Raw genomic sequence first — 15,006 nt, forward strand, 5'->3', positions numbered from 1 at the left:
ACCCGCGTTCGATGTGTCACGCCGGCGTCGCGCTGGACGCGCGATTACCGACGCACGAAACATGTTGTCCGGACTTTTTGTGCGATTCAGGCGAGAATCGCGGGCAATGGGAGGCACCGATCTTGCAGAAAAGTGGGATTTGCCACTGATTGACAGGAATGGTCGTAGATAATCAAATCTGAGTCGCTAAATGCGCGCCGCGACGGCGGAGCGGCAGCGTAATGGCCTGAATTGTTATTTATCTTTTGGTAACAAGGCCATCTCGATACGGGGTGTAAATTCAGGAGCAGATGAAATGAGGTCACCATTCCGGAAGCGGGTTGGCGGCCATCCGGTTCAGCATCGGGCGCGACTGTCGTGTACGACGCGACGCAAATGCGGACGAAATTTCCGTTTGCCGACGTGCTCCGCCTGACGGCGCGTCGCATGAAAGCCGGAACGCCTCGGCTCCCGTGGCCGCGCGTTCCCTTCGAGTTCGATGACAACGAGGCCGGATAACATCCGGCTCGACCTCCGGGGGCTCTCGCCTTGTGCAGTTTCGATCTTCGCCAAAGCTGCGGAAACGCAGTGCGGACAGGCGGCCATGCGCCGCCGACCGCAGCGCACGCGAACGATTCGCGGAGTGGAGAAAGTGATGGTTCGTTATGAATATGCCAATAGCGCGCGATAAGAGCGCAGGCGGGGGGAGGACTACCGTGCAGCGTCCTCTGATTTACTGGACCCAGTCGCCGTCCGTCATGCTGCGCAAGGAGCTTGCTCGGCGCGACTGGAAAGTGACGGTCGTTGCACACGCAAACGAATTGCGCGACACCTCCGGCGAAATCACCTGCGGCATCCTCGACCTGAGCGGCGGCCACGCCGACGCGATCGGCAGCATCGCGTCGACTTGCGCGTCGATGCGCGATGTCGTATGGGTCGCGCTCGTCGAAACCGGCCAGACGGCCTCGCCGAACGTGCGCGCACTGTTGCGCGACTATTGCTTCGACTACATCACGTTACCCGCGTCGCACCAGAGAATCGCCGATACGGTCGGCCATGCGTACGGAATGGAATGCCTGTTCGCGCGCGATCGCGAAGCCCTCGAATCGCGGGAGCACGGCATCGTCGGCACCTGTAGCGCGATGCTGCGGCTGTTCGATACGGTGCGGCGCTTCGCGCGCACCGACGCACCGGTGTTCGTGTTCGGCGAAACGGGAACCGGCAAGGAGCTGACGGCCGTCGCGATCCATCGTCATTCGGAACGGCGCAACGGCCCGTTCGTCGCGGTCAACTGCGGTGCGATCCCGCCCCACCTGCTGCAATCGGAACTGTTCGGCTACGAGCGCGGCGCGTTTACCGGCGCGAACGCACGCAGGATCGGCTACGTCGAGGCCGCGAACGGCGGCACGCTGCTGCTCGACGAAATCGGCGACCTGCCGCACGAGAGCCAGGCGAGCCTGCTGCGCTTCCTGCAGGAGGGCGCGATTCATCGCCTCGGCGGCAGCGATCCGGTGCCGGTCGACGTGCGGATCGTCTCCGCGACCCACGTCGATCTGCGTGAAGCGATGGAAGAAGGGCGTTTCCGCGCGGACTTGTTCCACCGTCTGTGCGTGATGCGCATCGATCAGCCGCCGCTGCGTGCGCGCGGCAAGGACATCGAGCTGCTCGCCCATCACATGCTGGAACGCTTTCGTGGCGACGCGCGCCATCGTGTGCGCGGCTTCTCGACGGATGCGATCACGGCGCTCTACAAGCACGACTGGCCGGGCAATGTCCGCGAACTGATCAACCGCGTGCGGCGCGCGGTCGTGATGACGGAAGGGCGCCTGATCACCGCGCAGGACCTCGAGCTCGAATACTGTCTCGACGCCGCGTCGCCGTCCGTTGCCGATATCCGCAAGTCGATCGAACGTGAAGCGATCGAATCCGCGCTGCTGCGCACGCGCGGACGCGTCGCCGCTTCCGCGCGCGAGCTCGGTGTGTCGCGTGCAACACTCTATCGCTGGATGGAAGCGTACGGAATCGAGCGGCCGCGCGGCACGGGATCGTCGGACTGACGTGTGCGGCGCGGCCGTGCGGTCCGGTCGCGTCAGCCGGCCAACGCGGCGCGCACGGTTCGTGCGGCGTTGACCGCGCGGATCTCGACGGTCGGTGGCGCGCCGGCGGCCGGATGGTCGCCGGCGTTATCCTGCGGCACGAGCGCGACGCGTGCCGGCGTGCCGGGCGCGAGATCGAACCAGTCGTCGCGCGGCACGAAGCCCGGTGCGTCGATCTGCACGTGACGCGCGACGTGGCGCGTATCGATGTCGACGTGCCACGTGTCGCCGGTGCGCGACACGCATGCCTCGATGCCGGGTTCGCGGCGGGCGAACACGGCCGGGTGCGTGCGGGACGGGAAGTAGAAGGCCTGCGACAGCAGCGTGCCGTCCTCGGCGCGCAGCGTCGCGACGACGGTATCGTGCTCGCACGGGCCGAAGCGATACGCGTAGGTCCAGTCGAAGAAGCGGCCGAGCAATTCGGCCGAATCGAGCCGCACCGTGCCGTGCGCGGCGATCCGGAGCGGCCCGCCAGCCCGCGCGACCGGCGTGCGGCCGTCGCGCAGCGCGACCAGCTCGACGGCTGCCGACAGCGGCGCCGGCCGCTCGTTGATCACGTGCACGTCGAGCCCGTTCAGCCCTTCGTCGACGAGCAGGACCTGCACCGGTTGAAGTACCTGGCGCAGCGCATACCATGCCGATTTCGGCCGATGCGTCGCATCGAGCAAGCCCCATCCGGCGCCCGCCATCACGTCCTGGAACTGCCAGACGAGCGCACCCGCGCAGCGTGAGCCGGTGCGCCGCCATTCCGAGAACGTGTCCCGCATCAGGTCCGCGATTACCGCGCGCGACAGCTCGAAGTAACGCGACGGGTCCTCGCGCCGCAGGCGGTCGGGTGCCACGTCGTACAACGTCTGCAGATAGTGATCGCGAATATCGTCGAAATCCCACGACGTGCCGGGATCGCGCGGCACGGCCGCTTTCCAGCGCGGCTCGTGTACGCCCGGCCAGCCGAGGCTTGCGAGCATCTCATCGCACGGCACGTTCGCGAACGCGAGGCATTCGCTTGCGAAGCGCACGTCGGCGCGACGCGCGTCGTCGAGCGGGCGAAGGTACGCGCCGACGCCATAGTAGTGCGACACGCGTTCGCGCGGCATGAACGGCAGCACGCCGCCGTCGGGCGAGTCGGGGACGTAAAGCGCGTCGGGCCGTCGCTTCGCCACATGGCCGGCGAGGCGCTCGGCGGTCAGTTCGAGGAAGCGCTGTTTCGGCCCGAGCCCCGACATCGCGGCCTGCTGCGCGATCTCGCTGCCGCCGCACAGTACCGCGAGCGATGGCGACGCACGGTGGCGCGTGAGGAACTGTTCGACTTCGCGATCGACGGCGTCCGCGAACGCGTGATCGTCGAGCGCGTAGTCGAAGTTCGCAAACATGAAGTCCTGCCAGACCAGCAGTCCGAGCCGGTCGCACCACGCGTGGAATGCGTCGGCCTCGTACGCCATCGTGCCGCCGACGCGAATCATGTTGAAGCCTGCGTCGCGCGCGTGTCCGAGCAGCCGGCCGTAGGTTGCGTCGTCCGCGTGCAGTGCGAGCGGCGCGGCGCTGCTCCAGCAAGCACCGCGCGCGAACACGCGCACGCCGTTCACGCGCACGCCGAACCCTTTGCCGTCGTCGCCCGCGTCCTGCTCGATCGTGCGAAAACCTGTCGCGCCGAGCGACCGTCGGTCGGCGCCGATGTGTAATGCGACGTCATAGAGCACCGGTTCGCCGTGCGTGTGCGGCCACCAGCGGCGCACGTTCGGCACCGCGACGCTCGCGTGCAGGCGGCTGACGCCGCTGCGCTCGAGCGTCGCGTGGTGCTCGCCGCACGACAGCCGGGCCGTGAACGCCTCGGGCAGCGGTCCGGCGAACGCGAGTTCTGCGTCGAGCCAGCCGGTGTCGCCGTCGATGCGCGCATGCAGGTCGCAATGAACGAGAACGGGGCCGTCGGCCGGATCGAGGACGTCGACGGGCCGCCACGGTCCGGTCGGCACGCAGCGCGGAAACCAGCCGGGCATGTGCCCGAGCAGCGACGTGCGAACGGTGCGCAGCGTCGCCGGTTCGGCCAGACGCGTGCGCCAGCGTGCACGCCGCGGTGCGCGCACGTCGCGCAGGTGCGGCGCGAGGGCGCGGAAGCAGACGGTCAGCCGATGCGTGCCGTCGAGCGACACGGGCACGTCGTGCGCGACGAACATGCTGTCCGAGCGCAGGACCGGCGTGTCGTCGAGCCATGCTTCGGCGAGTGTCGCGAGGCCGTGAAAGCGCAACACGCGCGGCCCGTGCCCATGCAGTTCGACGCGATACCAGTGGTCGCGCTCGGCGAGCGACGCCGTGTCGTCGGGCCGTCCGGCCAGCGCGAGCGCTTGCGCGACCGTGCCGGGGACGGGGGCGGCGACCCAGCCGTCGGCGGGAAGATCGAGTGGCCCGCGCGCGGCGCCCGCGGCCGTGGCGAGCATCGACCACGCGAGCGCGGCTGGGGCGCGCATCACCGCATCAGCGGCACGGGGGCCGCGTCGCCGCGAACGGGTGCCGCGTGCTGAAGCGGCGGGGTGATCTGCCGCGCGCAGTCGATGAGGTCGGCGTAAGCCGCTTCGATCGCTTCGAGCGTCGCGTCGCCGCGCTCTTCCTTGCCGCGCGCGCAGGCCCGCGCCAGCCGGAACTCAAGCACCATCGCCTCGGACGCGATGCGGTCGCAGGCGATGCGAATCTCGGCGAACGGTCCGACGCAGCCACTTGCCTGCAGCCAGCGCGCGTAGTGGCCGAACAGCTCGAAGTTCGCGCCGAGTTGCCGCACCGAATTGAACGAGTACGCGTGGAACCGTTCGAGCGGGGAGACGGCGAGTGATTTCGCATCGATCTGCAACTGGCGCCGGAACATCGTGACCGGATTGACGACCGGCAGGCGGCGCAGATGGCGTTGCAGCGACGCGAGCGAGGCTTCGCACAGTGCGCGCTCGTCAAGCGGCGCGAAACGCCGCTTCGCGCACTCGACGTAAGGCGGCAGCGGCATCGGCGAACCGCCGCCGACGAGGCCGTCGTAGTCGATATCCTCGGCCACGTAATAGCCGCTGTTGTGGAAGTAGCCGATCTGGCGGCGCGTGCGATCGATCGCGTCGATACCGATCGTCGTCTTCGTATGCTGCGTGCGGTAGCTGCTGCCGCGCGTGTCCGGCAGGAACCACGCGTCGACTTCGACGATCATCAGGTGACCGCGCGCGACCTGCGTCTCGATGTGCTGGTCGAGCGGCTCGTAGATGGAGTGTTCCTGCACGACGATTCCGTAAAGTCGCTCCAGTTCGTCGTGCGGAAACTTGAAGAACGTGAACTGGTCGCCCTCGAAATCGAGTGCGATCGTAAACGGCAGTGCCGCGTACGGATTGAGGCCCCACCACCGGAGCACCTCGAGCCACATGTCGACGTAGCAGTTGGTCTGCTTCCAGACCATCTCCTGACTGTGCAGCGGGTGCGGCCGGTAGTGGCGTGCGCGGTGGCGCACGTCCTCGAACGACGCATCCTCGCCGTCGCGGGACACGAATTTCATCGCGTACCCCACAGCACGTCGCGAACGTCGGCAGGCCATGCGTCGATGTCGAAACCATGATGACGGAACAGCGCGAGCGTCAGCCGCTCGAGGCCGAAGCCGACACAGCCCGTGTGCGCGACGTCACCCGTTGCAGTGCGGATGTCCCACAGCAACCCGAAGTGATCCATGTGGTAGTTGAAGCTCAGGCACGCGGTCTGGCGATCGTCGTGCTCGATCGGGATCAGAAGCTCGAACTTCAGGTTCTGCTCGCGCTGGCTGTTCGCGACGATCTTGCCGCCGCGCCCGAAGAACGGATCGTTCGCGAGATCGATCGCGTTCGGCAGGCGCAGCGCCTCGATCATCCGCGTGCCGCGCTCCATCCACGTCGCGCGGAACGCGACGATCTGCTCGGGCGTGCCGATCTGCACGTATTCACGCATCCGGAACAACTGCATGCGGGTCGGGTCGAGCGACGGCTCGTGGCGGAAGCAATACGAAAACACGTCGACGATGCGGCCGTGGTCAGGCAGTGCACCCGCGCGCGCGACGACCGGATAGACCGGGTAGCAGGCGGCCGGCGTCATCACGACGTAAGTCGGCTTCTGGCTTTCGGTCCAGTCCTCGCCGCGGTCGAGGCACTGCAGCACGCGCTGGTGACGCTGTTCGTCGCCGCAGAACGCGTGCACGCTGCCCGCGAGTTGCGGGAAGCTCTTCATGTATTCGCTGCGCTCGAATTCGGTGCGGCTCATCGCCGGCGGGAAGCGCAGCACTTCGGCCTGCTGGTCGGCGCCGAGGCGCGTGACGAAGGCGTCGAGCGCCTCGACGACGCGCTCGAACCGTTCGCTGCGGCCGAACAGGCCCTGGATGCCGGTCGACACGAGCAGGCCCGCATCGATCAGCTCGTCGCGCAGCGGATTGACGCCCGCGCGGTCGAGCGGCGCGTCGGACGGGGTGGCGGCGGAGGGCACGGACAGGCGGTCGTTCACGAATGTATCTCCAGCGTCGCGGGACGCAATGCGAGCAGCAAGCTCGCGGTATTGGCGGCAATGCGGTCGTTGCTGATCATCAGCGGCGCCGCGTGCAGGTCGCGCAGATGGCGGCCGATGCTGAACGGCGTGCCGTGCTTGTAGCCGGCCATCCCGCAGATCATCATTGCCTGCTGTGCGACTTCGAGCGCGGTCGACGACACATAGGTCTTCAGCGTGTTGATCTCGGCAGCCCAGGCCATGCCGGCCGACCACGAGCGGGGCGACGCGCTGGCATAGAGGCGCAGTACGTTGTCGACGCGGGCCTGCATCGCCTGCATCAGCGCGAGCGATTCGGCGATGCGCCGCGACGCGGGCGACGGCGCGCCGTCAGTCTGGCGCGCCTGCGCGCGGAAGAACTGATGCGCGCGATGGAACGCATCGCCGGCCACGCCGATCCACACCGCCGCCCACAGGATGTGCGAAACCGGCACCATCGTCTGTTCGGCGATCTGCGCGAACGGCACGGGCAGGCATTGCTCGGTCGCGCCGTGTGCGTCGAGCACGAAGCCGTTGCTGCACGTTCCGCGCATGCCGAGCGTGTCCCATTCGCCGCGGCGCGTGAGCGTATAGCCGTCGCGCAGCAGGGTAACGAGCACCTGGTCGGACGCCGGCGCGTCGGCGTCGCGCCGCGCGGTCGCGAGGATACCGTCCGCATAGTCGCCGTACGAGATCGTCGGCGCGGACTTGTGCAGCCGGAATTCGCCGCCGTTGGTCGCGAGCGCGCACTGGCTCGCGCGCAGGTTGCCGCCGACGCCGTCTTCCGACGTCGCCGACGCGAGCAGCCACTGATGGCGCACGAGCTGCTGCAGGAACAGCTTGTGCCAGCCCTGGTCGGCAGCGTGATTGACGATGCAGGCGACCTGGATCTGGTGCATCGCGAACACCATCGCCGACGATGCGCAGGCCTGGCCGAGGATCGAGCATGCCGATGCGATATCGGCCAGCGACGCGCCGGCACCGCCGAGCTGGGCCGGGACCATTGCGCTCAGCAGGCGGCGCGCGCGCATGGCCTCAATCGCTTCGACGGGGCAGCGCGCGTCGCGATCGACCGCATCCGCGTGCTGGGCGGCGATTTGCGCGACCGCGCGCGCGGCCTCGTCGAGCCGGCGTGCATCGTCGTCGGCCGCGAGTTCGGGAAGCAGCGCGCTCATGCGGAATGCTCGGAGCGTTGCAGCGTAGCGATCGTGTCCGCGAGCGCGTCGATGCTGCGGAACAGATTGCGGTTCAGCATCTCGTCGGGAATCTCGATGTTGAACTGCTTCTCGATCGCGAGCATCAACTGGATCGTGTCGAGCGAGGAGAGGCCCGCTTCGTAGAGGTCGTCCCCGTCACCGATCGAATCGATCGCGGCTTCGAGGTGGGCAACGTGCTTGAGGATGGTTCTGATTTCGTTTTTCACGTGCTGCTCCGGCGTGTGTGATGTCGTCCGCACGGTCGGACGCGCGCAGCGCGCTGACATCCCCCCGGCAGTCCGGCATCAGTAGACCATTCGCAAGCACGGCGTTCTGTACGCCACCCTACAATCGGCTGACTCGGATCGCACGCGTGCGCCGAAACGGCGTGCGCATCACGCGCGTGCCGCGGCGGTCACGCTCGAATCGGCCGACAGGATGCGCTTCATCTCGTCGCGCACGATCGCGCGGCAGCCGCACGACATTTTCTCGAGGCCCGCAAGATCGGCAAGCTCGATCGAGCTCCGGTACTGTCGAATCAGGCCGAGCTTCTGAATCTCGCCGGCTGCGTCCGTGACCGTCTCGCGACGCACGCCGAGCATCTGCGCGAGCATGCTGTGGGTGACCTGGATCTCGATGCTGCGCGACCGGTCGTAGGCAAGCAGGAACCATCTGCATAACTGATGTTTGAGCACGTGATGGCGGCTGCAGAACGTGATCTGCGATACCTGGGCCATCAGCAGCCGCACGCAGACAAACACCAGATGGCGAATCACCGGCGACGCATCGAAAGCGGCGGCGAAGATGCGTCGGTCCAGCCGGTAGACGAAGCCGTCGCGACATGCGACGGCACGGCACGGCATCCGGCCGCTGCCGCCGATCACGTCGTCGCATACGACACTCTCGCTGCCGATCTCGGCAACTTCCAGCGTCATGCCGCCGGACGAAACGTACTGCAGCGAAATCGCAGTCGTGACGGGCAGGTAAACCGCGGCGAGCGTTTCGCCGGGCTCGCACAGCACCTGGCCCGATTTCAGGTGAACGAGCTGAAGATTGGCAATCAGCGTGGCGCGTTCCTCGCGGTCGAGGGCCGCGAGGAACCGGTTGGCGTCGAAGCTGTGGGAGAGCTCGATCATGCCGTTCGCGTGGGCGACGGCGTCATTGGCCTGGTGGGTCACGGCGCATCCTCGTAGGGGGCGGTCGCACGTCGCGCGGCGGCATCCCCGGGGATTTAGCACGCGCGTGCGGATTTGTGTTCGTCGAAATTCGAATGACGATGGCGGGAAAAGGCTAGCACGCAATTGAATTCGATAAATTGCGCACTACGTCACTTCACAAAGTTTGACGATTCAACATAAATGAAAATGTTATATGGATTTGAAGATCATGCTCTGAAGAGTTAATCACGTTGATATGGATCGACGGATAAGTCGAGAATTCGATGTCGATCCGGAATCAATCGAGAAGTGACGGGTATCGTATATGTAAAACATTAAGAATGCATCTAGCATTATTTGACAATTGAGATTGATGTTGTAAAGTTATCAGTGAAATCATGTGGTTACGTCTGTTATGTGCGTTCGATTACAAAGCCGTAAATTAATGTGTAGATTCATATTTGAGACAGTTTCAAACGATCATTCGAGGTGCCGTGAACCGCCCGGGCGCCATGCGAGACATCACGGAAACAATTGAAAACGGCCCGTAAGTATTTGAACGATAAGCTTCGCGCGCCGCTGTTGGCGCCGCCGCGCACTCGGTGATCATTGATCAGTCGAATCGCTTCCTGTGTCCACTGTGGCAGAGGGTGTCCGAAAATGAGACGCTTTTGACAGTTTTCAGTTGGTAATTCGGCGGGGCTAAATCGCTGGTCATTTATATATTAAGGATGAAGCTGGTATTGGCACGTAAATCGCTTATTGAGATGGGCGCATCGAAACGGGACTCCCGATTCGATCCGGCGGCGTGAAGCCGCAGGTCGATTGGATGGAGGGTTGTGGGCCGCAACCCGCGTCGCCATCCGGACGCGCATCACGATAACGAGTTCCGCTGACGCAGTTGCATGCGGCGCGGAAGACAAATGGGATACAGACATGCTTCATCTTCACTCGAGCTACTCGGCGAATGCCATCCTCGATGCCCTCCCGGAGGACAGCATCCGTGCCATCGCACCGCACCTCGAACTGGTCAGGATCAAGGCCGGCATGCTCGACCGTGTCGGGGAACCGATGCGCCATCTGCATTTCCCGACGACCGCCATGATGTCGGTGCAGCACCTGATGGAAGACGGCGCGATGGTCGAGGTTGCCGTGGTCGGCCGCGAAGGTGTGGTCGGCCTGGCGACGCTCGTCGGCGGCACCTCGGTATCGAACCGCATCGAAGTCCGTATCGGCGGGATGGCCTACCGTGTGCCGACCTGCGTGATGCGCGCGGAATTCGAACGTTCGCCGGCGACGTATCGGCTGTTGTTGAACTACTGCCAGGCGATGATGGCGCAGATTTCGCGCAGCGCGTTGTGCAACCGCCATCACTCGGTCAGCGAGCAGTTGAGCCGCTGGCTGCTGCTCGCGCATGACCGGATCGACGGCGACGAACTGGCCGTCACGCAGCAGACGATCGCGAACATGCTCGGCGTGCGTCGCGAGGGGGTGACGGAAGCAGCCGGCAACCTGCAGGAAGCCGGGCTGATTCGTCAGCGTCGCGGCCGCATCACGGTGCTCGATCGCGACAGCCTCGAGCGTCAGGCGTGCGAGTGCTACGAGCTGATTCGTGCGGACTATCGCCGGCTGCTCGGCACGCGTGCCGGCGTGCGATCGATGCCGGTGCGACCGCGCATGTACGACGTGCACGGCGGATTCCCCGCGCACGGTGCGTGACGATGCATGCGATGGCGGGTGGAGCGAATACGATGCGGCGCGCCGCGATCGCCGCGGCCGATGCCGCGCTCCTGCTGGCAGGCGCGCTAGCCGCGCAGGCGGTGATGGGACTCGCATGGCGCGATCTGTCGGACGCGCAGCGCGGCGCGATTGCATTGCTGTGCGCGTTGACGGTCGCGCTGTTGCCGCGCAGTGTGCGCTTGTTGCGCGGCGCGGCATCGTCGCATGACAGCGGCACCGTGCTGACGCGCACGATGATCGCCGTTGTGTGCGCGGGCATGCTGACGGTGGCTGGCACGATGTGGATCATGAACCGCGGCGGCACGGTCACGACGCGCTGGATTGCGCGGACGGTGCTGTCCGGCGACGCGGCACTGCTGCTTGGCAGGCTGGCACTGTGCGCGCTGGCGATCAAGCGGGGCGATCCGCGCGCGCGGCAGCGGCGGGTCGCGATCGTCGGCGCGACCGCTTACGGACGGGTGGCGATCGAGCGCATGCAGCGCGATCCTGCCGGCCCGTTCGCGGCGGCCTGCGTGTTCGACGACGACGCGCCGGCCTCGGCAGCCGCCGACGGAATCGGCGGCGTCCCGGTGATCGGCGACTGGGGCGCGCTGCGGCGCATGATCCGCGGCGGCGAGATCGACGAAGTGTGGCTCACGCTGCCGATGTCGCACGAGTCGCGCATTCAGCGCATCGTGCGCGAATTGCGCGACGAGTTCGTCGAGTTGCGACTGTTGCCTGACGTGCGGCAGATGGCGGTCGTCGAGCGATCCGCGACCGATGTGCTCGGCATGCCGGCAATCAACCTCGCGACCACGCCGCGTTCCGCGCCGGAACTGTGGGCGAAGTTCGCGTTCGACCGGATGTTCGCGGTCGCCGTGCTGATCCCGCTGCTGCCGCTGCTTGCGGCGCTGGCGGTCGCCGTGAAGCTGTCGTCGCCGGGCCCTGTCTTGTTCAGGCAGCGCCGCAAGGGTGCCGACGGTCGCGAGTTTCACATCCTCAAGTTCAGGACGATGCGCGTGCATCGCGCACAGCCCGGTGTCGTGCGGCAGGCATCGCGCAACGACGCGCGCATCACGCCTGTCGGCGCATTCCTGCGGCGCACGTCACTCGACGAGCTGCCCCAGTTCTTCAACGTGTTGTTCGGCCAGATGTCGGTGGTTGGCCCGCGTCCGCATGCGATCGAACACGACGACTTCTACCGGCAACTGGTCGACTGCTACATGTATCGCTATCGCGTACGACCGGGGATCACCGGATGGGCGCAGGTGAACGGCTATCGCGGCGAGACGCGCAAGGTCGAGGCGATGGCCGCGCGTGTGAAGTTCGATCTGTTCTACATGCAGAACTGGAGCTTCTGGTTCGACATGAAGATCATCCTGATGACGGTCGTTCGTGGCTTCGTCGGGCGTAATGCATTTTAATGAACAGGATTGCGAAGTATTATGCGCGGTTCTTTCGTCGTCGATGCGATGCTCCACGCAACGGCGCACCTGAAACCGCGCGTCAACCGTCCGACGGCGGCTGAGCGGCCGCCGGCGACGCGGTGGGCGTGACGGCGGGGCTGGCATCGGGCGCGGCTTGCGCGCTCGACGGCTGGATGGCGTGCTGGATCGTCGGCACGACCATCGTCGGGAACAGGGCCGCAAGGGCCACCCAGATGACGACGCCGAACAACATGACGTTCTCCCGGAAAACCGCGGATTCACCGCGCATGCTTTCAATCTACGTCGCAACTTTTTACAGGGGATTGATCGACCTCAACGGCGGCTGCGTCAGACGAATGCGGGCGTGCGGGATTATCGCGTCGGTCCCCGGTTTTTCGCGCGCATGGTGCGGGCGCTGACGACGGTCAACACATGCGTGTGCATTGGGTTTATGCTGCGTCGAATGCGTCCGGCGCTTCGTGCGGCCGGGCGCGCATCCGGGCGCGGCGAGCCGGGCGTTCCGGCCCGCCGCGCACCGGCGCGACAACCGCGCGCCGCATGCGCTTTGCGCGGAACCCGGAAAAGGAGAGACGGCGATGGCGCTCGATCGAGAACAACGGCAGACGCTGCAGCGGCGCCTGACCGAGAGCGAGCAGGCGTTGCGGGCGAACATCCGCACGAGCGAGGACCAGCGCGCATCGGAGTCCTATGCGGATCTCGCCGGCGCGGCGCCGGACGAGGGCGACGAGGCGAACGCCGATCTGTTCGTCGACATGGATCACGCGCTGATCGGGATGAAGCTGGCCGAGTTGCGTGCGATCGGGCGCGCGCAGCAGCGCATCCGCGACGGCAGCTACGGCGAATGCATCGATTGCGATGCGCCGGTCGGCTACGCGCGGCTGCTCGCGCGCCCGACTGCCGAGCGTTGCACGCATTGCCAGTCCCTGTACGAGCGTCGCTACGCGACGACGCCGCGCGCATCGCTCTGATGTATCGGCGCAGGAGCCGCGCAGGCCGCATGCCTCGCGCGACATGACACGGGCAATCGGTGCAGGATGATCAACGGGCGCCCGCCGTCGTCGACATGCGGCGCCGGGCGGGCAGAGGCCGCCGCACCAGCGCACGGCGCCATCCACGTGGGAGGGAGCCACGCCGACCATGCCGATCCACAATGCCGAGTGTGCGGCCGTCTTCGCCGAAATCGCCGATATGCTCGAGATTCAGGGCGCCAACCCGTTCAGGGTGCGCGCCTATCGCAACGCGGCGCGGACGATTGCCGATTACGGGCGCGACATTCCGGCGATGCTCGCGAGCGGCGGCGATCTCGGCCGGATTCCATCGATCGGTGCCGATCTCGCGGCGAAGCTGCGCGAGATCGCCTCGACCGGCACCTGCGAACTGCAGCAAACGCTGCGTCATGCGCTGCCGCGCGCGATCGTCGAACTGCTCGACGTGCCGGGGCTCGGCGCGAAACGAGTCAAGGCGCTGCATGACGCACTGCACGTCGAGTCGCTCGAACAGCTACGCGTCGAAGCGAAGAGCGGGCACGTGCGCGCGCTGCCGGGTTTCGGCGCGAAGACCGAAGCCCATCTCCTCGACGCGATCGACGACCGCCTGAAGCGCGAGCCGCAACGCTTCCTGCTGCCGGATGCCGCGCAATCGCTGATGCCGTTGCTCGAGCGTCTGCGCAAGGTGGCCGGCGTCGGGGAAGCGGTGCCGGCGGGCAGTTTTCGCCGCAACCGCGAGACGGTCGGCGACCTCGACATCCTCGTGACGGCGCGCGATCCGGCCGCGGTGGCCGATGCGTTCGTCGGCTACGGTGAAGTCGCGCGCGTGCTCGCGAACGGCAAGACGCGTTCGAGCGTCATGCTCGGCAACGGGCTGCAGGTGGACCTGCGCGTCGTCGATGCCGACGCGTTCGGTGCCGCGCTCGTCTATTTCACGGGATCGAAGGCGCACAACATCGCCCTGCGCAGGATCGCGCAGGCCGGCGGCCTGAAGATCAACGAATACGGCGTATTCCGCGGCGACGAGCGGATCGCGGGCGCGACGGAGGCATCCGTCTACGAGGCGATCGGTCTTCACTGGGTGCCGCCCGAGTTGCGCGAGGACCGCGGCGAGATCGACGCGTCGCGCGCGGGCACGCTGCCGGCGCTGGTCGAGCGCAGGCACGTTCATGGCGATCTGCATGCGCATACCAGGGCGTCGGCCGGGCGCGACAGCCTGCGCGCAATGGCGGATGCGGCCCGGGCCCGCGGGCTCGCGTATCTGGCCGTCACCGATCGCGCACCGGATACGCAAGGTGGCCGAGCCGATGGCGACTGGCTCGTGCGGCAGATCGACGAGATCGACCGCCTCAACGCGTCATTCGACGACTTCGTGCTGTTGAAGGGCGTCGAGGCCGGCATTCGCGAAGACGGCAGTCTCGACGTGCCCGACGACGTGCTTGGGCGCCTCGACCTCGTCGTCGGCGCGGTGCGCGACGGCTTCGACCTGACAGGCGACGCGCAGACCCGGCGAATCCTGCGTGCGATGGATCATCCGTATTTCACGATCCTCGCGCATCCGACCGGCCGGCTGCTCGGCGAACGCGACGCATGCGAACTCGACGTGCCGCGTGTGCTCGCCGCAGCCGCCGCGCGCCGCTGCTTCGTCGAACTCGATGGCGACCCGCGACGGCTCGATCTGCCGGACGTCTGGTGCCGCGAGGCCGCGAAAGCCGGTGTCGCCGTGGCGATCGGCTCGGACGCACGTTGCGCCGACGATCTTGACAACCTCGGATACGGTATCGGCCAGGCGCGGCGTGGTTGGCTCACGCGGCACGACGTGCTCAACACGCGCACGCTCGCGCAACTGCGGCCGCTGCTGGCGCGCACGATGCGCGCAAGCGGCGCGTCGAAGCGCGGGCGCCCGAAGGGCGCGTGAC

At 66.6% G+C, this 15,006-nt stretch carries 12 protein-coding genes; 5 read left to right on the top strand and 7 right to left on the bottom strand.

Annotated features, from left to right (window positions below):
- Positions 1-644: 644 nt before the first annotated feature.
- Positions 645-2,036, top strand: coding sequence for a sigma-54 dependent transcriptional regulator (locus tag DIE11_RS11330; protein WP_185633742.1), 1,392 nt, complete (start codon positions 645-647; stop codon positions 2,034-2,036).
- Positions 2,037-2,068: 32 nt separating this feature from the next.
- Here DIE11_RS11330 and DIE11_RS11335 read toward each other — a convergent pair whose 3' ends face one another.
- The 6 genes from DIE11_RS11335 to DIE11_RS11360 all read right to left on the bottom strand — a co-directional run bounded on the left by DIE11_RS11335 (position 2,069) and on the right by DIE11_RS11360 (position 8,955).
- Positions 2,069-4,540 carry a glycosyl hydrolase 2 galactose-binding domain-containing protein gene (locus DIE11_RS11335; RefSeq protein ID WP_260437103.1) on the bottom strand — a complete coding sequence of 824 codons (2,472 nt, stop codon included), beginning with the start codon at positions 4,538-4,540 and terminating at the stop codon, positions 2,069-2,071.
- The gene (locus DIE11_RS11340; protein ID WP_059599266.1) at positions 4,540-5,595 is read right to left on the bottom strand and encodes a DUF1839 family protein; all 1,056 of its coding nucleotides are present in this window, start codon (positions 5,593-5,595) and stop codon (positions 4,540-4,542) included. The genes DIE11_RS11335 and DIE11_RS11340 overlap by 1 nt, the downstream gene beginning before the upstream one ends.
- Complete coding sequence (locus DIE11_RS11345) at positions 5,592-6,563, bottom strand: amino acid--[acyl-carrier-protein] ligase (protein ID WP_059599267.1); 972 nt, start codon at positions 6,561-6,563, stop codon at positions 5,592-5,594. The genes DIE11_RS11340 and DIE11_RS11345 overlap by 4 nt, the downstream gene beginning before the upstream one ends.
- Positions 6,560-7,756, bottom strand: a complete 1,197-nt coding sequence (locus DIE11_RS11350; RefSeq protein ID WP_059599268.1) for an acyl-CoA dehydrogenase family protein — start codon at positions 7,754-7,756, stop codon at positions 6,560-6,562. Before DIE11_RS11350 ends, DIE11_RS11345 begins: the two co-directional genes overlap by 4 nt.
- Positions 7,753-8,004 carry an acyl carrier protein gene (locus DIE11_RS11355; RefSeq protein WP_047903457.1) on the bottom strand — a complete coding sequence of 84 codons (252 nt, stop codon included), beginning with the start codon at positions 8,002-8,004 and terminating at the stop codon, positions 7,753-7,755. The genes DIE11_RS11350 and DIE11_RS11355 overlap by 4 nt, the downstream gene beginning before the upstream one ends.
- Before the next feature lie 168 nt (positions 8,005-8,172).
- Positions 8,173-8,955 (bottom strand): Crp/Fnr family transcriptional regulator, encoded by a 783-nt coding sequence (locus tag DIE11_RS11360; protein WP_174906653.1) that lies wholly within the window; start codon positions 8,953-8,955, stop codon positions 8,173-8,175.
- A 915-nt stretch (positions 8,956-9,870) separates the two neighbouring features.
- Between DIE11_RS11360 and DIE11_RS11365 the strand changes: the two genes are divergently transcribed.
- Entirely contained in the window at positions 9,871-10,653 is a 783-nt protein-coding gene (locus DIE11_RS11365) for a Crp/Fnr family transcriptional regulator (RefSeq protein ID WP_124623668.1), read from the top strand.
- Between the two features lie 32 nt (positions 10,654-10,685).
- Positions 10,686-12,077, top strand: a complete 1,392-nt coding sequence (locus DIE11_RS11370; RefSeq protein WP_185633743.1) for an undecaprenyl-phosphate glucose phosphotransferase — start codon at positions 10,686-10,688, stop codon at positions 12,075-12,077.
- An 82-nt stretch (positions 12,078-12,159) separates the two neighbouring features.
- Here the strand turns inward: DIE11_RS11370 and DIE11_RS36260 are convergent, their stop codons facing one another.
- Positions 12,160-12,333 (bottom strand): hypothetical protein, encoded by a 174-nt coding sequence (locus DIE11_RS36260; RefSeq protein ID WP_170296460.1) that lies wholly within the window; start codon positions 12,331-12,333, stop codon positions 12,160-12,162.
- A 343-nt stretch (positions 12,334-12,676) separates the two neighbouring features.
- Here DIE11_RS36260 and DIE11_RS11375 point away from each other — a divergent pair, with 343 nt between their 5' ends.
- Positions 12,677-13,069 (top strand): TraR/DksA family transcriptional regulator, encoded by a 393-nt coding sequence (locus tag DIE11_RS11375; protein WP_124623674.1) that lies wholly within the window; start codon positions 12,677-12,679, stop codon positions 13,067-13,069.
- Positions 13,070-13,238: 169 nt separating this feature from the next.
- The gene (polX, locus tag DIE11_RS11380; protein ID WP_124623677.1) at positions 13,239-15,005 is read left to right on the top strand and encodes a DNA polymerase/3'-5' exonuclease PolX; all 1,767 of its coding nucleotides are present in this window, start codon (positions 13,239-13,241) and stop codon (positions 15,003-15,005) included.
- The last annotated feature ends 1 nt before the right edge of the window (position 15,006 follow it).

Origin of the sequence: Burkholderia sp. Bp9012, from assembly GCF_003853825.1 — a bacterium.
In the GTDB taxonomy this organism is placed as follows: Bacteria; Pseudomonadota; Gammaproteobacteria; order Burkholderiales; family Burkholderiaceae; genus Burkholderia; species Burkholderia diffusa.